Source organism: Streptococcus oralis Uo5 (assembly GCF_000253155.1).
GTDB lineage: Bacteria > Bacillota > Bacilli > Lactobacillales > Streptococcaceae > Streptococcus > Streptococcus oralis_L.
The window spans coordinates 125,518-145,000 of sequence record NC_015291.1; the positions used below are offsets into that span (position 1 = coordinate 125,518).

The following is a 19,483-nucleotide window of genomic DNA, read 5'->3' on the forward strand; positions in this document are numbered from 1 at the left end:
CCTATTGTATCACAAACTTGATTAATAGCCTAGTGGAATAGGGAAGAAAGTGGCTATTTTATTGAAAGTTTCCCTTTTATGGTATAATAGAGAAAGCGAGGACATTCATGAAAGAAAGAATTAATGAATTAAAAACAAAAATGCTGCATTTTTTCCAGCAGCTAATGCAACGAATTGCAAAATGGAAGAAAAGACTAGCAGAAAAACTAGCTAATAAGAAAACCAGTAAAAAGGGGACCTCTTCTGACAAAGTTAGAAAGGCTGGGTCTATTTTTGCTAAGGTTTTGAGTGGGTTTAAAATAGTCTTTAATACTCTCTTTATCTTAGGTTTTATCGGTGGACTGTTTGGCGCTGGTGTAGCTATGGGTTATGGAGTCGCTCTATTTGACAAGGCCCAGGTACCTCAAGCAGAAGAGTTGGTCAAGCAAGTGAAGGATATTGCCTCTATCTCAGAAATCACTTATTCTGACGGCAGTACCATTGCCTCGATCGAGGGTGATTTGTTGCGCACTTCAGTCGCTTCAGATGCTATCTCAGATAACCTTAAGAAAGCCATTGTTGCGACAGAGGACGAGCATTTCAATGAGCACAAGGGAGTTGTGCCTAAGGCCGTTATTCGTGCGACTTTGGGAACCTTTGTCGGTCTAGGCTCGTCTAGTGGTGGTTCGACCTTGACCCAGCAAGTCATCAAGCAACAAGTAGTGGGGGATGCTCCAACTCTAGCTCGTAAGGCTAAAGAGATTATTGATGCTCTTGCTTTAGAGCGGGCCATGGGTAAGGATGAGATTTTGACAACCTACCTTAACATAGCTCCTTTTGGTCGCAATCATAAAGGCCAAAATATTGCAGGTGCCCAGCAGGCTGCAGAAGGAATCTTTGGGGTCAATGCTTCGGATTTAACGGTCCCTCAAGCAGCCTTTATCGCAGGATTGCCACAGAGTCCAATCAGTTATTCTCCTTATGAATCTGATGGTAGTATGAAGAGTGATGAGGATATGGCTCTGGGAATCAAGCGTGCCAAGGATGTCCTCTACAACATGTACCGGACAGGGGCTCTAAGTCAGGAAGACTACGATAAGTACAAAGATTATGACTTTAAGAAAGACTTCCTACCATCAGGTAGTGTTAGTGGTACTTCACGTGACTATCTCTACTATGCAACCTTGGCAGAAGCTACGGACCGCATGTACGACTACCTCGTCCAACGAGATAATGTTTCTGCGCAAGAATTAAAGAATGAGTCCATTCAGAAATCCTATCGCGATTTAGCCACTAAGGAAATTGAAAATGGTGGATATAAGATTACGACAACTATCAATAAAAATGTTCATGCTGCGATGCAAAATGCGGTTGCGACCTACGGCTATCTGCTAGATGATTCGACAGGCCAGCCTGAGGTGGGGAATGTCCTCATGGACAACCAAACGGGAGCTATCCTTGGATTTGTTGGTGGCCGTAATTATCAAGAAAATCAGAACAATCACGCTATCGATACCAAGCGTTCTCCAGCTTCAACCACAAAACCGATATTGGCCTATGGTATTGCTATTGACCAAGGTTTGATGGGAAGTGCAAGTATCTTGTCAAACTATCCTACCAACTTCTCAAATGGGAATCCCATCATGTATGTCAATAGTCCTGGTACGGGAATGATGACATTGGGAGAAGCCCTTAACTACTCATGGAATATCCCGGCCTACTGGACGTATCGTACGCTTCGAGAGAAGGGTGTTGATGTCAAAGGCTATATGGAAAAAATGGGTTACGAAATCCCAGAATATGGGATTGAAAGTTTACCGATGGGTGGGGGGATTGACGTTACAGTTGCCCAGCATACCAACGGGTATCAGACTCTAGCCAACAATGGAGTTTACCATAAGAAACATATGATCGCGAAGATCGAGTCAACGGATGGCCGACTGGTATACGAGCACAAGGATGAGCCTGTCCAGGTTTATTCAAAAGCGACAGCAACCATCATGCAAAGTCTCCTTCGAGATGTTATCTCATCTCGGATTACTTCAAGTTTCCAGACGGACTTGACTACTATCAATCCATCCCTAGCTCGTGCTGACTGGATCGGAAAAACTGGTACAACCAATGAAGATGAAAATATGTGGCTCATGCTTTCTACACCACGCTTGACTTTGGGTGGCTGGTTAGGTCACGACGACAACCGACCACTAGCCAAAGGAGCAGGCCACTACCGTAATGCCAACTATATGGCCCACTTGGTCAATGCTATTCAACAAGCTGAACCTGGAATATGGGGGAATGAGCGCTTTAATCTGGATCCAAGTGTGACCAAGTCACAAGTTCTCCGATCTACAGGGCAAAAACCAGGCAAGGTTTCCATCAATGGGAAAGAAATAGAAGTTTCTGGATCAACAGTAACGAGCTACTGGGCGACTAAAGAAGGTGCCCCAGTGACCACCTATCGCTTTGCTATTGGAGGAAGCGATGCAGATTATCTGAACGCATGGAAGAATATTCTAGGAAGCATTCCAGCAGTGACTCCTCCAAGCTCAAGTTCAAGCAGTAGCTCTGGAAGTTCAAGTTCGAGTGGAAATACTCAAAGTGGTTCTACAGGACGTTCACGTCTATTTAATCGCTAAGAAAGAGTAGTAGCAAGGTTAGTAATTTCTCCTTGTTGCTACTTTTTTCTTTGTTGGTTTCGTGTTACAATAATAATATGAATCATTATCAGAAAAAGATTGTTAAGGGAACAGTATACTCGCTACTCTCAGGCCTAATCTGGGGGATTTGTGGGATTTTAGGAGAGTATTTTTTCACTCATTATCCAGTGTCTTCTGGCTGGATTACTTCTATGCGTTTACTAGTGGCGGGGAGTTTGGTTTTAGGTCTATCTGCCTTTCAGTTGCGTAGCCGCTTGTTGGACATCTGGCGTGATAAAAAAAATTACCTACCTTTTTTAGCCTATGCTATTCTAGGTATTTTTTCTGTGCAGTTTTTCTTCTATCTCTGCGTTGAGTATTCCAATGCGACGACGGCGACCATTTTGCAATTTATCAGCCCGGTTTTTATCCTGTTTTACAATCGAATCATTTACCAGAAGAAGGCTTCAATTACAGCTGTTTTCTATGTTTTGATTGCCATGCTAGGTGTTTTTTTGATGGCTACAAAAGGGGATTTGTCCCAGTTGTCCATGACACCTTTGGCTCTAGTGACAGGTTTGCTTAGTGCAGTAGGGGTTATGTTTAATGTTATCCTACCCCAGCGTTTTGCACGGCGCTACGGATTTGTTCCGACTGTTGGTTGGGGGATGATTCTGGCAGGTCTCTTTAGTAATTTCCTTTACCCTATTTATCAGATAAGTTTTCAAGTGGATTTGGTAAGTGTGATGATTTGTCTGACGATTGCCGTGTTTGGTACTGCTTTTGCCTTCTTCCTATCTATGAAGGCCGTGTCCCTCGTTTCCCCGCTGGTTGTATCGGTGGTGAGTGCTAGCGAACCGCTCTCTTCAGCTTTATTAAGTGTTCTTTTTCTGGGATTGGTAATGGATGGTTTTTTGGCCTTGGCTATGGTGTTGATTATCGTTCCGATGATTTTCTTATCTGTAGAAGAAGCAAAACAAGCCCAGTAAAGATGATTATTTGATAGTTGAGGCTTCAAATTTGAAGCCTTTTTTGGTAGAATAGGTATCATTATAACGAACCAGGAGGCACCTATGACTGCTACAAAAATGAACGCTCAAGAAATTATCCAATTTATCGCCAATGCTGAAAAGAAAACCAGTGTCAAAGTAACCTTTGAGGGAGAACTTGCAACTGCTGTACCTAGCTCTGTTGTCAAACTAGGAAATGTTCTATTTGGAGACTGGAAGGATGTTGCTCCGCTTCTTGAAGGTTTGGTAGAAAATCAAGACTATGTTGTTGAGCAAGATGCTCGTAATTCTGCAGTTCCTTTGCTAGACAAACGTGCTATTAACGCTCGTATCGAGCCCGGTGCGATTATCCGTGACCAGGTGGAAATTGGTGACAATGCTGTTATCATGATGGGAGCTGTTATCAATATCGGTGCTGAAATCGGTGCTGGAACCATGATTGACATGGGTGCCATCCTTGGAGGTCGTGCTATCGTTGGGAAAAACAGTCACGTTGGTGCAGGTGCAGTTTTGGCGGGTGTGATTGAGCCAGCTAGCGCTGAACCAGTCCGTGTCGGAGACAATGTTCTTATCGGTGCCAATGCAGTGGTTATCGAAGGAGTTCAAATCGGCAGTGGTTCAGTTGTTGCAGCAGGAGCTATCGTTACCCAAGATGTTCCAGAAAATGTGGTAGTAGCAGGTGTTCCGGCTCGTATCATCAAAGAAATTGATGCCCAAACCCAACAAAAAACAGCGCTAGAGGATGCGCTTCGTACCTTGTAATTGTAAAAGTAAAAAAGAGGCGGAACCCTTTTTCCAGCCTCTTTCTTCTATCAAAAGGAGGATCTATAGATGTTAGATTTGATTCAGACTAGACGAGATTTACACCAGATTCCAGAGATTGGCTTGGAGGAATTCAAGACTCAGGCTTATTTGCTGGATGTGATTGAAAAATTGACTACGGGCAAGGATTTTGTTCAAATTCGTACTTGGCGGACAGGTATTCTGGTTTATTTGCAGGGAAGTCAGCCGGAACGCACCATTGGTTGGCGAACAGACATTGATGGCCTGCCTATCGTCGAACAAACAGGTCTATCTTTTGCCTCTCAGCACCAAGGTCGCATGCATGCTTGTGGCCATGATTTTCATATGACCATTGCCTTAGGATGCCTCGAACGCGCCCTTGAGGAGCAACCCAAGAATAATTTGCTCTTCCTATTTCAGCCTGCTGAAGAAAATGAAGCCGGTGGGATGCTTATGTATGAGGATGGTGCTTTTGGAAATTGGTTGCCAGACCAATTTTATGGTCTCCATGTTCGTCCGGATCTGAAGGTTGGACAGATTGCGACCAATACACACACTCTCTTTGCAGGGACCTGTGAGGTGAAGATTCGTTTCAAAGGAAAAGGAGGGCATGCAGCTTTTCCGCATGAAGCCAATGACGCCTTGGTGGCTGCTAGTTACTTTGTAACCCAAGTACAGTCAGTTGTCAGCCGCAATGTCAACCCAATCGAGGGAGCGGTGGTGACCTTTGGCCTTTTCCAAGCTGGAACAACCAACAATGTCATTACAGACACAGCATTTTTACACGGAACCATTCGCGCTTTGACTCAAGACATGAGCCTCTTGGTGCAAAAAAGAGTCAAGACTGTCGCAGAAGGGGTTGCAGTAGCCTTTGATATGGAAGTCGAAGTAGAACTCAAGCAAGGAGGCTACCTACCTGTTGAGAACAATCCAGCCTTGGCGCGTGAACTGATGGACTTTTTTGAAGAGAAAGACGGAATCGAGTTGATTGATATCGAGCCTGCTATGACTGGTGAGGACTTTGGTTATCTCCTTTCGAAGGTAGATGGCGTTATGTTCTGGCTAGGTATCGATAGTCCCTACGCCCTTCATCACCCTCAGATGAGTCCTGAGGAAGAAGCCATAGCCATTGGGGTAGATGTAGTCTCTAGTTTCTTAAAAAAGAAGGCAGCAGAGTAGAGGAATTGTCTATGAAAGCAGAACTACGCAAGAAAATTTTGCAAGAAATGAAGACTCTATCTCAGGAGCAAAAACAGGCTATGGATCGAGTTTTAACTGAACGATTTTTAAAGCATCCCTTTTACCAAGAAGCTAAGGTCATCGCAACCTATCTCTCCTTCCCTCATGAATTTCAAACGCAGGAACTGATTGAGCAGGCGCTGAAGGACGGCAAGAAGGTTTTGATACCCAAAACCTATCCCAAGGGGCGCATGGAGTTTGTGGTCTATAATCCGCAGCAGTTGGCAAAAACTTCCTTTGGTTTACTGGAACCGCAAGGAGACTTGGAAGTGGTGGAACCGTCTCAGATTGATTTAATTCATGTTCCGGGTTTGGCTTTTACAACAGAGGGCTATCGGATCGGATATGGTGGAGGATATTATGACCGCTATCTGGAACATTTTGCTGGGCATACCATGAGTACAATCTATCCTTGTCAAGTTCAGGAGTTTAACTTTGAAAACCATGATATACCCGTCCAGGAGGTGCTAATCTATGAAGGAAATCTTTGATAAACGTTATCCTGTGACTAGCTTCTTCCTCCTAGTAACAGCATTGGTATTTCTCTTGATGTTGGTTTTTACAGGTTTAAATTTTGAACGAGCAGATACCTTGCTTCAGTTTGGAGCCATGTATGGACCGATCATTCGCCTGTTCCCTGAGCAGATTTGGCGCCTTTTTTCGGCTATATTTGTGCATATTGGATGGGAGCATTTCATTGTCAATATGATTTCGCTCTACTTTCTTGGACGACAGGTTGAGGAGATTTTCGGCTCCAAGCAGTTCTTCCTTCTCTATCTCTTATCAGGAATGATGGGGAATCTCTTTGTGTTTGCATTTACACCGAAAGTTGTCGCAGCTGGAGCATCCACTTCTCTCTACGGGTTATTTGCTGCGATTATCGTCCTGCGTTACGCAACTCGCAACCCCTATATTCAGCAGTTGGGGCAATCCTATCTGACACTTTTCGTGATAAATATCATTGGAAGTGTTCTGATTCCAGGAATCAGCCTAGCAGGCCATATCGGAGGTGCAGTAGGCGGTGCCTTTCTAGCAGTCATCTTTCCAGTCAAATGGGAGAGAAGGATGTACAGTACCAGCCAGCGAATCGGAGCAACTGTACTTTTTATCGCACTAGCCATTTTCCTTTGCTATAAGGGAATGACCTATGTGTAGGGGGGAATAGCTAAAAAGCTACTCAAAGAATGAGTAGCTTTTTTTGGAATTATTCGAAACAACATAGCTCTATAACTAGGAAATATTGATACTATCAACTCCGCACATCCTACATAGACAGTTTACCTAATGTTTTTTAATATTCTTCAAAACTATATCTTATACAAATTATTTAATCTTTCTAACTCTAATACATTCATACATACTTCTACTCCAGTAACTACCCCCTTGCTATGAATAAATCCACAAGAAAACACAATCCTCTCCTTACTCAAAATATTTGACAATATTACTAATGCTTCTAAAACATAATCCTCTATGGCAATAAAACTATTGTTTTCATCTTTGAAAAACTTTATAAATCCAATATCCTTACACCTATCACCAAAATAAAACCTAAGTGATTTTAAATAATAATCAAAAAACACATCAATCTCCATAGAACCCCCCTTCATTTTTAAAATATTCTGTTATATCATACAAAAAAGTTTTGGAACCATTCGAAACAACACAGCAAGTTAAAATAAGGCTTTGTCCGTGCACAACTTGAAAAAGCGAGCACCGACTCGGTTGCTAATAAGTCATCTGCAAAGATGGCTTTTTTTATTGCAAACTTCAACACAAAAACAAAGCCCTTCTTTAAGAGCCTTGTTTTTCTTCTATTCCCCCTCAGCTAACTCTTTCCCGAGTTGGATGAGGTAGTCTTTCAAGTCATCTTTGACTTGTGGGTGTTTGAGAGCGTAGTCGATGGATGTTTTCATAAAGCCAAACTTGTCTCCGACATCGTAACGAGCCCCTTTGAACTCACGAGCAAATACACGTTGTGTTTTATTGAGGGTATCGATTGCATCTGTCAGCTGAATTTCATTTCCTGCACCTGGAGTCTGGTTCTCAAGGATTTGGAAAATTTCAGGAGTGAGGAGGTAGCGTCCGATAATAGCAAGGTCGCTAGGAGCATCCTCTGGCGCTGGTTTTTCAACGAAGGTTTCAACGCTGTAAAGACCGTCTTTTCCTTCGCCTTGCGGAGCAATAACCCCGTAAGCAGAGACTTCGTCGTGAGGGACTGGCATGACAGCGATAGTAGACGCGTGGGTACGCTCGTAGTCATCCATGAGTTGTTTGGTAAGTGGAACAGCCTTTTCGTCTGTGATATCCATCAAGTCATCACCAAGCATAACGACAAAAGGTTCATTTCCAACGAAAGCCTTGGCTTGCAAAACAGCATCTCCGAGACCACGTGGATGTGTTTGACGGATAAAATGCAGGCGCATGCCAGTTGTCTCATCAACCAGCTTCAAAAGATCTGTTTTCCCTTTTTCTTTGAGGTTATATTCCAATTCGAAGTTTGAGTCGAAGTGGTCCTCAATAGAACGTTTTGACTTACCCGTAACAACCAAAATGTCTTCGATTCCAGACTTGAGGGCTTCTTCAACGATAAACTGGATAGTGGGCTTGTCTACGATTGGCAACATTTCCTTGGCCAAGGCCTTAGTTGCTGGGAGGAAGCGTGTTCCCAATCCAGCGGCTGGGATGACTGCTTTTCTGACTTTTTGTTTCATGATGTTCCTTTCTATAAAGGTCTACGACCATTCGTTTTCTGCTTTAAATTCATTGTTCATGATGTCAGTGATTGCTTCTTTGATATTGACACCTTCGTAGATAACTCGGTAAATAGCCTGTGTGATTGGCATGTAGACACCCAATTCCTGAGCCAGTTCGTAAGCTGCTCGAGTTGTTGAAATTCCTTCAATGACCATGCCCATGTTGGCTTCGATGTCTGCCAAGGATTCTCCACGACCAAGAGCGTCACCAGCTCTCCAGTTACGAGAGTGGATTGATGTACCAGTTACGATCAAATCACCGACTCCAGAAAGACCGCTGTAAGTCAGAGGATTTGCTCCAAGAGCGACCCCTAGTCGGGTGATTTCTGCTAATCCTCGAGCGATGATGGCTGCCTTGGCATTGTCGCCAAATCCTAGACCATGCAATGCTCCTGCACCAACTGCAATGATGTTTTTAAGAGCACCAGCGGTTTCAACACCTATAACATCCGTATTGGTATAGAGGCGGAAGTAGTGATTGCTAAAGAGATTTTGGACATACTGGGCAGTTTCAAGATCTTTGGAGGCTGCGGTAATCAAGGTAATATCGCGTACAATCGTTTCCTCAGCGTGGCTAGGTCCTGAAACAACGACGACTTCACTACGGAGATCGACTGGAATTTCCTCTTCAAGAATGGTTGATAGACGTTTGTGGCTATCTGGTTCCAATCCTTTGGAGGCATGCATGATGACAACCTTGTGATCGAGCACCTTTGCTATTTGTTGGGCAACCAGTCTCGTTACTTTTGTTGGGACTACAAATAAAACAGCATCCACATCCTTTAGTGTTTCTTCTAAGTCATGATAGGCTTTGATTTTTTCGTCGAGTAGGATATCTTTGAAATAGCGTTTGTTTGTATGTTGGTTATTGATTTCATCAATTTGGTCAGAAATATTTCCCCAAATTCGAACTTCGTGTCCATTGTCGTTTAGGACCTGCGAAAGGGCAGTTCCCCAAGAACCAGGACCCAAGACAGCGATGGTTTGTTTCTTCATCTTTTCCTCCTTGTAAGAGTTCTTCCTTTCATTTTACCATAAAAAGCCTTTTCATGCATCACCTGTAGATGAAAGCGTACTAATTTATAACAAGGAGACTTCTTTGACAAGATGCCTCTTTTTTGCTAGAATAGCATCAATATGAACGAATGAGAAGGAGCTGACGCAGGATGTCGCTCCCTTTATCTATTTTATTAGGAGGAAATATGCTCATTAAAAAAATAAAAACCTATAAATGGCAGGCCTTGGCATCCCTAATGATGACAGGCTTGATGGTTGCGAGCTCACTCTTGCAACCGCGCTATCTGCAAGAGGTGTTAGAGGCTTTGTTGGCTGGTCAAAATGAGGCTATTTATAGTATTGGCGCTTGGCTGATAGGAGTAGCCCTAGTCGGTCTGGTGGCAGGTGGGGTCAATGTGACACTTGCAGCCTATATTGCCCAAGGAGTGTCTTCGGACCTTCGTGAAGACGCTTTTCGCAAGATCCAGACCTTTTCTTATGCCAATATCGAGCAGTTTAATGCCGGCAACCTTGTCGTCCGAATGACCAATGATATCAACCAAATTCAGAATGTGGTGATGATGGCTTTTCAAATTCTCTTCCGTCTCCCTCTTCTCTTTATCGGTTCCTTTATCTTGGCGGTTCACACTCTTCCGTCACTTTGGTGGGTGATTGTCCTCATGGTGCTCCTAATCTTTGCACTAACAGCCATCATGATGGGGATGATGGGGCCACGATTTGCTAAGTTTCAAACCCTTCTTGAACGGATCAATGCTATCGCCAAAGAAAATCTACGTGGAGTGCGCGTGGTCAAATCCTTTGTACAAGAAAAAGCACAATTTGACAAATTTACCGAGGTTTCTGATGAACTTCTCGGACAAAATCTTTATATCGGTTATGCCTTTTCAGTTATAGAACCTGTTATGATGCTAGTCGGCTATGGAGCGGTCTTCCTCTCTATCTGGTTGGTGGCTGGAATGGCTCAGTCAGATCCGTCTGTAGTGGGCTCGATTGCTTCCTTTATCAACTATCTCAGCCAGATTATCTTTACTATTATCATGGTTGGGTTTTTAGGAAATTCTGTCAGCCGTGCCATGATTTCCTTGCGTCGTATCCGCGAGATTCTAGATACCGAGCCAGCGATGACCTTTAAAGATCTCCCAGATGAAGAGTTAGAAGGAAGTCTCTCTTTTGAAAATGTGACCTTCACCTATCCCAATGACGATGAGCCTATGCTGAAGAATGTAACCTTTGAAATTGCGCCTGGTCAGATGGTCGGTGTGGTTGGGGCGACTGGAGCAGGGAAGTCCACCCTAGCTCAGTTAATTCCACGACTTTTTGATCCACAGGAGGGATCTATCAAGATTGGTGGCAAGGATATTCGAGACGTCAGCGAGGGAACCTTGCGTAAAACAGTTTCCATCGTCTTGCAACGTGCTATTCTCTTTAGCGGGACCATTGCAGATAATCTTCGTCAAGGAAAAGGCAATGCCAGCGTGTCAGAAATGGAACGTGCAGCACGAATTGCTCAAGCCAGTGAATTTATCGGACGTATGGAAAACAAATTTGAGAGTCAGGTCGAAGAACGAGGCACCAATTTTTCTGGTGGACAAAAACAACGGATGTCCATTGCCCGTGGGATTGTCAGCAATCCCCGTATCCTGATTTTTGACGATTCGACTTCGGCCCTAGATGCCAAGTCAGAAAGACTCGTACAGGAGGCTTTGAACAAAGATCTGAAAGGGACGACAACCATTATCATCGCTCAAAAGATTAGCTCAGTCGTCCATGCAGACAAGATTTTGGTCTTGGATCAAGGGCGATTGATTGGAGAAGGAAGGCATGCGGACTTGGTAGCTAGCAATGCCGTCTACCGTGAAATCTACGAAACACAAAAGGGAAAGGAGGAATAAAATGAAAACAGTTCGATTTTTCTGGAATTATTTTAAAGTCTACAAGCTCTCCTTTGTCATTGTGATTCTGATGGTTGCGATTGCGACAATTGCCCAAGCCCTCTTTCCAGTTTTTTCAGGTCAAGCAGTCACAGAGCTAGCTAACCTAGTTCTAGCTTATCAAAATGGGACTTCCGAACTAGCCTGGCAGAGTTTGTCAGCTCTGATGCTGAATCTAGCTCTGGTTGTCCTCGCCTTAGTGGTATCTAGTTTGATTTACATGACCTTGATGACCCGTGTGATTGCTGAGTCAACAAATGAGATGCGTAAGGGCCTCTTTGGCAAACTTTCTCGTTTAACGGTTTCTTTCTTTGACCGCCATCAGGATGGCGATATCCTCTCTCGCTTTACGAGTGACTTGGACAACATCCTTCAAGCCTTCAATGAAAGCCTAGTTCAGGTCATGAGCAATATTGCTCTTTACATCGGTTTGATCTTTGTCATGTTTTCAAGAAATGTGACACTAGCCCTGATAACAGTAGCTAGCACCCCAGTAGCCTTTCTCATGTTGGTCTTCATCGTGAAAATGGCCCGCAAGTACACCAATCTCCAGCAAAAAGAGGTAGGGAAACTCAACGCCTACATGGATGAGAGTATTTCTGGACAGAAAGCTGTTATTGTACAAGGAATTCAAGATGACATCGTAGCAGGCTTTGTGGAGCAAAATGAGCGTGTGCGCAAGGCAACCTTTAAAGGGAGAATGTTCTCAGGTATCCTCTTTCCAGTTATGAATGGGATGAGCTTGGTCAATACGGCCATCGTTATTTTTGCAGGTTCTGCGGTCTTGCTGAAGGATCCAAGTATCGAAACAACGACAGCCCTAGGCTTGATTGTCATGTTTACCCAATTTTCTCAGCAGTACTACCAGCCGATTATCCAGGTGGCTGCGAGTTGGGGGAGCCTCCAATTGGCCTTTACTGGAGCGGATCGTATCCAAGAAATGTTTGATGCAGAAGAAGAGATTCGTCCGCAAAATGCACCTGCCTTTACGGAATTGCGAGAAGGTGTTGAAATCAGTCACATTGATTTCTCTTATGTGCCAGACAAGCCGATTTTAAAAGATGTCAGCATTTCAGCTCCTAAGGGGCAGATGATAGCGGTTGTCGGTCCGACTGGTTCGGGGAAAACAACCATCATGAACCTCATCAATCGTTTCTACGATGTAGATGCAGGTAGCATTTCCTTTGATGGAAAAGACATCCGTGACTATGACTTGGATAGCCTGCGGAGCAAGGTCGGGATTGTCCTGCAGGATTCGGTCTTGTTTAGTGGAACAATCCGAGACAATATCCGCTTTGGTGTGCCAGATGCCAGTCAGGAAATGGTCGAAGCAGCTGCCAAGGCAACTCATATTCATGACTACATCGAAAGCTTGCCTGATAAGTATGATACCCTTATTGATGATGAGCAAAATATCTTCTCGACTGGGCAGAAACAATTGATTTCCATTGCTCGAACCTTGATGACAGATCCTCAAGTCCTAATCTTAGATGAAGCGACTTCCAATGTCGATACCGTAACAGAAAGCAGGATTCAACATGCCATGGAGGCAGTAGTAGCAGGTCGAACCAGTTTTGTCATTGCCCATCGTCTCAAGACCATCCTCAATGCCGATCAGATTATTGTCCTCAAAGATGGAGAGGTCATTGAACGTGGAAATCATCACGAGTTGCTCAAACTCGGCGGTTTCTACTCAGAACTCTATCACAATCAATTTGTCTTTGAATAAAAAAGAAGTTGTCCCCATTGGGCAGCTTTTTTTGCCCATAAAAAATACTTATCACGGTCTTTTAAAAAACATATTAGACAGCAGAGAGCTTGAATGATATGATAGGACTATCGTTAGAAAATCGAAAGGAGACACATCATGGCTAGAACGGTTGTAGGAGTTGCTGCAAACCTATGTCCTGTAGATGCAGAAGGGAAAAACATCCACTCATCTGTATCCTGTAAATTTGCAGAGAGCATTCGTCAAGTCGGTGGTCTTCCTTTAGTGATTCCTGTAGGGGATGAGTCCATTGTTCGCGATTATGTGGAAATGATCGACAAACTCATCTTGACAGGTGGGCAAAATGTCCATCCTCAGTTTTATGGGGAGAAAAAAACCATCGAGAGCGATGATTACAACCTAGTGCGTGATGAGTTTGAGCTGGCACTCTTGAAAGAAGCTCTTCGCCAGGATAAGCCCATTTTAGCAATCTGCCGTGGTGTTCAGCTTGTCAATGTTGCTTTTGGTGGCACTCTCCACCAAGAAATTGAAGGTCACTGGCAAGGCTTGCCTTTTGGAACCTCTCATTCTATTGAGACAGTAGAAGGAAGCGTGGTGGCTAAGTTATTTGGCAAAGAAAGTCAGGTCAATTCAGTCCATCGTCAAAGCATCAAAGACCTGGCGCCTAATTTCCGTGTGACAGCGGTGGATCCTCGAGACCAGACTATCGAAGCGATTGAGTCTATCGACGAGCACCGTATCATCGGTTTGCAGTGGCATCCAGAGTTTCTGGTCAATGAAGAAGACGGCAATTTAGAACTATTTGAGTATTTATTAAATGAATTGTAACGGTTAGAGTCTCTAGCCGTTTTTATTCGTCCTTTCAGATTTTTTATATTTTAGCATTTTTACGCAAACGTTTGAATTATGATAAAAATTGGGCAAATTCAATAAAAAAGCTTGAAAAAATCTAAGGTAAGCGTTATGATAGAAAAGAAGAAATTTTGGAGGATTATCATGTCACATATTAAATTTGATTATTCAAAAGTTTTAGACAAATTTGTTGCCCCACATGAAGTGGAATACATGCAAGCGCAAGTAACAGCTGCAGACGAATTGATTCGCAAAGGAACTGGTGCTGGTAGTGACTTTTTGGGTTGGTTGGACCTTCCTGAAAACTACGACCGCGAAGAATTCGACCGCATCTTGAAAGCTGCTGAGCAAATCAAATCAGACAGCGATGTCTTGGTTGTAATTGGTATCGGTGGATCTTACCTTGGTGCCAAAGCAGCTATCGACTTCTTGAACCACCACTTTGCGAATTTGCAAACAAAAGAAGAACGCAAAGCTCCACAAATCCTTTACGCAGGAAACTCAATCTCATCTACTTACCTTGCTGACTTGGTAGAGTACGTAGCTGACAAAGACTTCTCAGTAAACGTGATTTCTAAATCAGGTACAACAACAGAACCAGCTATCGCTTTCCGTGTCTTCAAAGAACTTTTGGTTAAGAAATACGGACAAGAAGAAGCTAACAAACGTATCTATGCAACAACTGACCGCCAAAAAGGTGCTGTTAAGGTTGAAGCAGATGCCAACGGTTGGGAAACATTCGTGGTTCCAGATGACATCGGTGGACGCTTCTCAGTATTGACAGCAGTTGGTTTGCTTCCAATCGCAGCATCAGGTGCAGACATCAAAGCCCTTATGGAAGGTGCGAACGCAGCTCGTAAAGACTACACTTCAGACAAGATTGCTGAAAATGAAGCTTACCAATACGCAGCAGTTCGTAACATCCTTTACCGTAAAGGCTACGCTACTGAAATCTTGGTAAACTACGAACCATCACTTCAATACTTCTCAGAATGGTGGAAACAATTGGCTGGTGAGTCAGAAGGGAAAGACCAAAAAGGAATTTACCCAACTTCAGCAAACTTCTCAACTGACTTGCACTCATTGGGTCAATTTATCCAAGAAGGAACTCGTATCATGTTTGAAACAGTTGTTCGTGTTGACAAACCGCGTAAGAACGTGATCATTCCTACTTTGGAAGAAGACCTTGACGGACTTGGTTACCTTCAAGGAAAAGACGTTGACTTTGTAAACAAAAAAGCAACTGACGGTGTTCTTCTTGCCCACACAGACGGTGATGTGCCAAACATGTACGTAACTCTTCCAGAGCAAGACGCTTTCACTCTTGGTTACACTATCTACTTCTTCGAATTGGCAATTGCCCTTTCAGGTTACTTGAATGCCATCAACCCATTTGACCAACCAGGTGTCGAAGCCTACAAACGCAACATGTTTGCCCTTCTTGGAAAACCAGGGTTTGAAGAATTGAGCAAAGAGCTTAACGCACGTCTATAATAGAAGAAAAGAGTGGCTTGCCCACTCTTTTTACTCTCTTTATTCGTAGACATTGGACTCAGGCGAGACTTGTGATATAATATAGAAAGCAAAAAGGCAGACGCCTAGAGACTTTATAGGAGAAACTATGTCAAAAGATATCCGCGTACGCTACGCACCAAGTCCAACAGGACTACTACACATCGGAAATGCCCGTACAGCATTGTTTAACTACCTTTACGCACGCCATCATGGTGGAACTTTTATCATTCGTATCGAAGATACTGACCGTAAACGCCATGTTGAGGATGGAGAACGTTCACAGCTTGAAAATCTTCGCTGGTTGGGGATTGACTGGGATGAGAGTCCAGAAACTCATTCAAACTATCGCCAGTCTGAGCGTTTGGACTTGTATCAAAAATACATCGACCAATTGCTAGCTGAAGGAAAAGCCTACAAATCTTACGTCACAGAAGAAGAGTTGGCAGCTGAGCGCGAACGCCAAGAAGCAGCTGGCGAAACACCACGTTACATCAATGAATATCTTGGCATGAGCGAAGAAGAAAAAGTAGCTTACATCGCAGAACGTGAAGCAGCTGGTATCATCCCAACTGTTCGTTTGGCTGTCAATGAGTCTGGTATCTACCAATGGCATGATATGGTCAAAGGTGATATCGAGTTTGAAGGTGGCAACATCGGTGGCGACTGGGTTATCCAAAAGAAAGATGGTTACCCAACTTACAACTTTGCTGTTGTTATTGATGACCACGATATGCAAATTTCCCATGTTATCCGCGGTGATGACCATATTGCCAACACCCCAAAACAGCTTATGGTTTATGAGGCTCTTGGTTGGGAAGCGCCAGAGTTCGGTCACATGACTTTGATCATCAACTCTGAAACGGGTAAAAAATTGTCTAAACGGGACACTAACACCCTTCAGTTTATCGAAGACTATCGTAAGAAAGGGTATTTGCCAGAAGCTGTCTTTAACTTTATTGCCCTTCTTGGTTGGAACCCAGGTGGCGAAGACGAAATCTTCTCTCGTGAGGAATTGATTAAACTCTTTGATGAAAATCGTCTCAGCAAGTCACCAGCTGCCTTTGATCAGAAGAAACTAGACTGGATGAGCAACGACTACATCAAGAGAGCAGATCTAGCTACTATCTTTGAGATGGCTAAACCTTACTTAGAAGAAGCAGGGCGTTTGACTGACAAGTCTGAAAAAATGGTAGAACTATACAAACCACAAATGAAATCAGTAGACGAGATTGTTCCACTGACAGACCTTTTCTTCTCAGATTTCCCAGAGTTGACAGACGCTGAGCGCGAGGTCATGGCAGGAGAAACCGTTCCGGTTGTTCTGGAAGCCTTCAAAGCAAAACTAGAAGCAATGACAGATGAAGAATTTGTGACAGAAAACATCTTCCCACAAATCAAAGCAGTTCAAAAAGAAACAGGTATTAAAGGGAAAAACCTCTTCATGCCGATTCGTATTGCTGTATCAGGTGAAATGCATGGACCAGAATTACCAGACACCATTTTCTTACTCGGACGTGAAAAGTCAATCCAGCATATTGAAAACATGCTCAAAGAGATTTCTAAATAAAAAGGACTTCCGATGGATACATGGGAAAAAATGTATGAAGAAGCACGAACCTTATACAATCCTCATGAAGTTTCTGACTTTGTTTATGCTAACCATGTTGTTGCTGCAGTAGAAGCAGAAGATGGTCAGATTTTTACAGGATTTTGTATGGAGGGTACTTGTGGCGTTTTTCATCTCTGTGCAGAACGAGCAGCTCTCTTCAATATGTATCAATTTTCAGGACAGACCAAAGTTAAGAAAATCCTCGCCTTTCGAGATAAACCTCCCTACGGTGAAGGATCAGGTATGCCCTGTGGCGCTTGTAGAGAATTTCTCTTAGAATTGAATGCCGAAAACAAAGAAGCAGAGTTCATGATGAACTACGAAACAAGAAAAACAATCAAAGTTGCCGAGTTGATTCCTTACTGGTGGGGAGAGGAACGTGCGACTAATTGGCAAGATAAATAGAGGGAGTCAGTTTAACTGGCTCTTTTCCCTTATCTTTTCAGAATTTCGATAAAGAGAAAAAAAGTCCTTGACAAAGGTAAAAAAGTAGGTATAATAGAAAGAGTTGAAAAACTCAAGGTCCGTTGGTCAAGGGGTTAAGACACCGCCTTTTCACGGCGGTAACACGGGTTCGAATCCCGTACGGACTATGGTGTATTGTGGTAAAAAAACTTGAAAAAAGTTTAAAAAATCTGTTGACAGAGGCAGGTAGCTGTGATATACTAATATAGTTGTCGCTCACGAGAGAAGTGAGAGGCAAAGACCTTTGAAAACTGAACAAGACGAACCAATGTGCAGGGCACTATAACTGAGGTTATAGTACTGAACAATGAAAAAAACAATAAATCTGTCAGTGACAGAAATGAGTGAGAACTCAAACTTTTAATGAGAGTTTGATCCTGGCTCAGGACGAACGCTGGCGGCGTGCCTAATACATGCAAGTAGAACGCTGAAGGAGGAGCTTGCTTCTCTGGATGAGTTGCGAACGGGTGAGTAACGCGTAGGTAACCTGCCTGGTAGCGGGGGATAACTATTGGAAACGATAGCTAATACCGCATAAGAGTAGATGTTGCATGACATTTGCTTAAAAGGTGCAATTGCATCACTACCAGATGGACCTGCGTTGTATTAGCTAGTTGGTGAGGTAACGGCTCACCAAGGCAACGATACATAGCCGACCTGAGAGGGTGATCGGCCACACTGGGACTGAGACACGGCCCAGACTCCTACGGGAGGCAGCAGTAGGGAATCTTCGGCAATGGACGGAAGTCTGACCGAGCAACGCCGCGTGAGTGAAGAAGGTTTTCGGATCGTAAAGCTCTGTTGTAAGAGAAGAACGAGTGTGAGAGTGGAAAGTTCACACTGTGACGGTATCTTACCAGAAAGGGACGGCTAACTACGTGCCAGCAGCCGCGGTAATACGTAGGTCCCGAGCGTTGTCCGGATTTATTGGGCGTAAAGCGAGCGCAGGCGGTTAGATAAGTCTGAAGTTAAAGGCTGTGGCTTAACCATAGTACGCTTTGGAAACTGTTTAACTTGAGTGCAAGAGGGGAGAGTGGAATTCCATGTGTAGCGGTGAAATGCGTAGATATATGGAGGAACACCGGTGGCGAAAGCGGCTCTCTGGCTTGTAACTGACGCTGAGGCTCGAAAGCGTGGGGAGCAAACAGGATTAGATACCCTGGTAGTCCACGCCGTAAACGATGAGTGCTAGGTGTTAGACCCTTTCCGGGGTTTAGTGCCGCAGCTAACGCATTAAGCACTCCGCCTGGGGAGTACGACCGCAAGGTTGAAACTCAAAGGAATTGACGGGGGCCCGCACAAGCGGTGGAGCATGTGGTTTAATTCGAAGCAACGCGAAGAACCTTACCAGGTCTTGACATCCCTCTGACCGCTCTAGAGATAGAGTTTTCCTTCGGGACAGAGGTGACAGGTGGTGCATGGTTGTCGTCAGCTCGTGTCGTGAGATGTTGGGTTAAGTCCCGCAACGAGCGCAACCCCTATTGTTAGTTGCCATCATTTAGTTGGGCACTCTAGCGAGACTGCCGGTAATAAACCGGAGGAAGGTGGGGATGACGTCAAATCATCATGCCCCTTATGACCTGGGCTACACACGTGCTACAATGGCTGGTACAACGAGTCGCAAGCCGGTGACGGCAAGCTAATCTCTTAAAGCCAGTCTCAGTTCGGATTGTAGGCTGCAACTCGCCTACATGAAGTCGGAATCGCTAGTAATCGCGGATCAGCACGCCGCGGTGAATACGTTCCCGGGCCTTGTACACACCGCCCGTCACACCACGAGAGTTTGTAACACCCGAAGTCGGTGAGGTAACCATTTGGAGCCAGCCGCCTAAGGTGGGATAGATGATTGGGGTGAAGTCGTAACAAGGTAGCCGTATCGGAAGGTGCGGCTGGATCACCTCCTTTCTAAGGATAAGGAACTGCACATTGGTCTTGTTTAGTCTTGAGAGGTCTTGTGGGGCC

The 19,483-nt window shown here is 44.1% G+C and carries 15 protein-coding genes, 2 tRNA genes and 1 rRNA gene (1 of these 18 cut by a window edge); 15 read left to right on the plus strand and 3 right to left on the minus strand.

All coding sequences use genetic code 11. The features are described from left to right. Positions 1 to 107 precede the first annotated feature (107 nt). The 6 genes from pbp1b (at position 108) to SOR_RS00630 (ending at position 6,802) form a co-directional block, all read left to right on the plus strand. The gene (pbp1b, locus tag SOR_RS00605; protein ID WP_000664438.1) at positions 108 to 2,615 is read left to right on the plus strand and encodes a penicillin-binding protein PBP1B; all 2,508 of its coding nucleotides are present in this window, start codon (positions 108 to 110) and stop codon (positions 2,613 to 2,615) included. 77 nt (positions 2,616 to 2,692) lie between these two features. After that, a complete protein-coding gene (locus SOR_RS00610) occupies positions 2,693 to 3,604 on the plus strand; it encodes a DMT family transporter (RefSeq protein ID WP_013670151.1) in 912 nt (303 codons plus the stop codon). Between the two features lie 84 nt (positions 3,605 to 3,688). Then, entirely contained in the window at positions 3,689 to 4,387 is a 699-nt protein-coding gene (dapD, locus tag SOR_RS00615) for a 2,3,4,5-tetrahydropyridine-2,6-dicarboxylate N-acetyltransferase (protein WP_000127447.1), read from the plus strand. 69 nt (positions 4,388 to 4,456) lie between these two features. Beyond that, positions 4,457 to 5,587, plus strand: coding sequence for an N-acetyldiaminopimelate deacetylase (locus SOR_RS00620; protein ID WP_000886116.1), 1,131 nt, complete (start codon positions 4,457 to 4,459; stop codon positions 5,585 to 5,587). Between the two features lie 11 nt (positions 5,588 to 5,598). Then, positions 5,599 to 6,138 (plus strand): 5-formyltetrahydrofolate cyclo-ligase, encoded by a 540-nt coding sequence (locus SOR_RS00625; RefSeq protein WP_000642762.1) that lies wholly within the window; start codon positions 5,599 to 5,601, stop codon positions 6,136 to 6,138. Continuing rightward, positions 6,122 to 6,802 (plus strand): rhomboid family intramembrane serine protease, encoded by a 681-nt coding sequence (locus SOR_RS00630; RefSeq protein ID WP_000658470.1) that lies wholly within the window; start codon positions 6,122 to 6,124, stop codon positions 6,800 to 6,802. The genes SOR_RS00625 and SOR_RS00630 overlap by 17 nt, the downstream gene beginning before the upstream one ends. A gap of 152 nt (positions 6,803 to 6,954) precedes the next feature. On the opposite strand, the gene SOR_RS00635 is transcribed toward SOR_RS00630, so the two are convergent. From SOR_RS00635 to SOR_RS00645, 3 genes are all read right to left on the minus strand, one after another. Continuing rightward, on the minus strand, positions 6,955 to 7,242 hold the full coding sequence (locus tag SOR_RS00635) for a hypothetical protein (protein WP_000401878.1): 288 nt from the start codon (positions 7,240 to 7,242) through the stop codon (positions 6,955 to 6,957). 219 nt (positions 7,243 to 7,461) lie between these two features. Beyond that, entirely contained in the window at positions 7,462 to 8,361 is a 900-nt protein-coding gene (gene galU / locus SOR_RS00640) for a UTP--glucose-1-phosphate uridylyltransferase GalU (RefSeq protein ID WP_000811023.1), read from the minus strand. A 21-nt stretch (positions 8,362 to 8,382) separates the two neighbouring features. Further along, on the minus strand, positions 8,383 to 9,399 hold the full coding sequence (locus tag SOR_RS00645) for an NAD(P)H-dependent glycerol-3-phosphate dehydrogenase (protein WP_000745022.1): 1,017 nt from the start codon (positions 9,397 to 9,399) through the stop codon (positions 8,383 to 8,385). Positions 9,400 to 9,605: 206 nt separating this feature from the next. Between SOR_RS00645 and SOR_RS00650 the strand changes: the two genes are divergently transcribed. The 9 genes from SOR_RS00650 to SOR_RS00695 all read left to right on the plus strand — a co-directional run. After that, positions 9,606 to 11,312, plus strand: coding sequence for an ABC transporter ATP-binding protein (locus SOR_RS00650; RefSeq protein WP_000905731.1), 1,707 nt, complete (start codon positions 9,606 to 9,608; stop codon positions 11,310 to 11,312). A gap of 1 nt (position 11,313) precedes the next feature. Next, entirely contained in the window at positions 11,314 to 13,080 is a 1,767-nt protein-coding gene (locus SOR_RS00655) for an ABC transporter ATP-binding protein (RefSeq protein ID WP_000859995.1), read from the plus strand. A 138-nt stretch (positions 13,081 to 13,218) separates the two neighbouring features. Next, complete coding sequence (locus SOR_RS00660) at positions 13,219 to 13,908, plus strand: gamma-glutamyl-gamma-aminobutyrate hydrolase family protein (RefSeq protein WP_000124754.1); 690 nt, start codon at positions 13,219 to 13,221, stop codon at positions 13,906 to 13,908. Between the two features lie 168 nt (positions 13,909 to 14,076). After that, complete coding sequence (locus SOR_RS00670) at positions 14,077 to 15,426, plus strand: glucose-6-phosphate isomerase (protein WP_000018244.1); 1,350 nt, start codon at positions 14,077 to 14,079, stop codon at positions 15,424 to 15,426. Positions 15,427 to 15,553: 127 nt separating this feature from the next. Further along, positions 15,554 to 17,014, plus strand: a complete 1,461-nt coding sequence (gene gltX, locus SOR_RS00675; RefSeq protein WP_000031048.1) for a glutamate--tRNA ligase — start codon at positions 15,554 to 15,556, stop codon at positions 17,012 to 17,014. Positions 17,015 to 17,026: 12 nt separating this feature from the next. After that, entirely contained in the window at positions 17,027 to 17,461 is a 435-nt protein-coding gene (locus SOR_RS00680) for a cytidine deaminase family protein (RefSeq protein ID WP_000382005.1), read from the plus strand. 116 nt (positions 17,462 to 17,577) lie between these two features. Next, positions 17,578 to 17,649 (plus strand) — tRNA-Glu (locus SOR_RS00685). Between the two features lie 231 nt (positions 17,650 to 17,880). Then, positions 17,881 to 19,426: ribosomal RNA gene (locus SOR_RS00690) — 16S ribosomal RNA — on the plus strand. A gap of 51 nt (positions 19,427 to 19,477) precedes the next feature. Then, positions 19,478 to 19,483, plus strand: a tRNA-Ala gene (locus tag SOR_RS00695) (it continues 67 nt past the right edge of the window).

Coding starts and splice junctions, on each gene's coding strand:
- pbp1b (WP_000664438.1), top strand. CDS start 108: ATGAAAGAAAGAATTAATGAATTAAAAACAAAAATGCTGCATTTTTTC.
- SOR_RS00610 (WP_013670151.1), top strand. CDS start 2,693: ATGAATCATTATCAGAAAAAGATTGTTAAGGGAACAGTATACTCGCTA.
- dapD (WP_000127447.1), top strand. CDS start 3,689: ATGACTGCTACAAAAATGAACGCTCAAGAAATTATCCAATTTATCGCC.
- SOR_RS00620 (WP_000886116.1), top strand. CDS start 4,457: ATGTTAGATTTGATTCAGACTAGACGAGATTTACACCAGATTCCAGAG.
- SOR_RS00625 (WP_000642762.1), top strand. CDS start 5,599: ATGAAAGCAGAACTACGCAAGAAAATTTTGCAAGAAATGAAGACTCTA.
- SOR_RS00630 (WP_000658470.1), top strand. CDS start 6,122: ATGAAGGAAATCTTTGATAAACGTTATCCTGTGACTAGCTTCTTCCTC.
- SOR_RS00635 (WP_000401878.1), bottom strand. CDS start 7,242: ATGGAGATTGATGTGTTTTTTGATTATTATTTAAAATCACTTAGGTTT.
- galU (WP_000811023.1), bottom strand. CDS start 8,361: ATGAAACAAAAAGTCAGAAAAGCAGTCATCCCAGCCGCTGGATTGGGA.
- SOR_RS00645 (WP_000745022.1), bottom strand. CDS start 9,399: ATGAAGAAACAAACCATCGCTGTCTTGGGTCCTGGTTCTTGGGGAACT.
- SOR_RS00650 (WP_000905731.1), top strand. CDS start 9,606: ATGCTCATTAAAAAAATAAAAACCTATAAATGGCAGGCCTTGGCATCC.
- SOR_RS00655 (WP_000859995.1), top strand. CDS start 11,314: ATGAAAACAGTTCGATTTTTCTGGAATTATTTTAAAGTCTACAAGCTC.
- SOR_RS00660 (WP_000124754.1), top strand. CDS start 13,219: ATGGCTAGAACGGTTGTAGGAGTTGCTGCAAACCTATGTCCTGTAGAT.
- SOR_RS00670 (WP_000018244.1), top strand. CDS start 14,077: ATGTCACATATTAAATTTGATTATTCAAAAGTTTTAGACAAATTTGTT.
- gltX (WP_000031048.1), top strand. CDS start 15,554: ATGTCAAAAGATATCCGCGTACGCTACGCACCAAGTCCAACAGGACTA.
- SOR_RS00680 (WP_000382005.1), top strand. CDS start 17,027: ATGGATACATGGGAAAAAATGTATGAAGAAGCACGAACCTTATACAAT.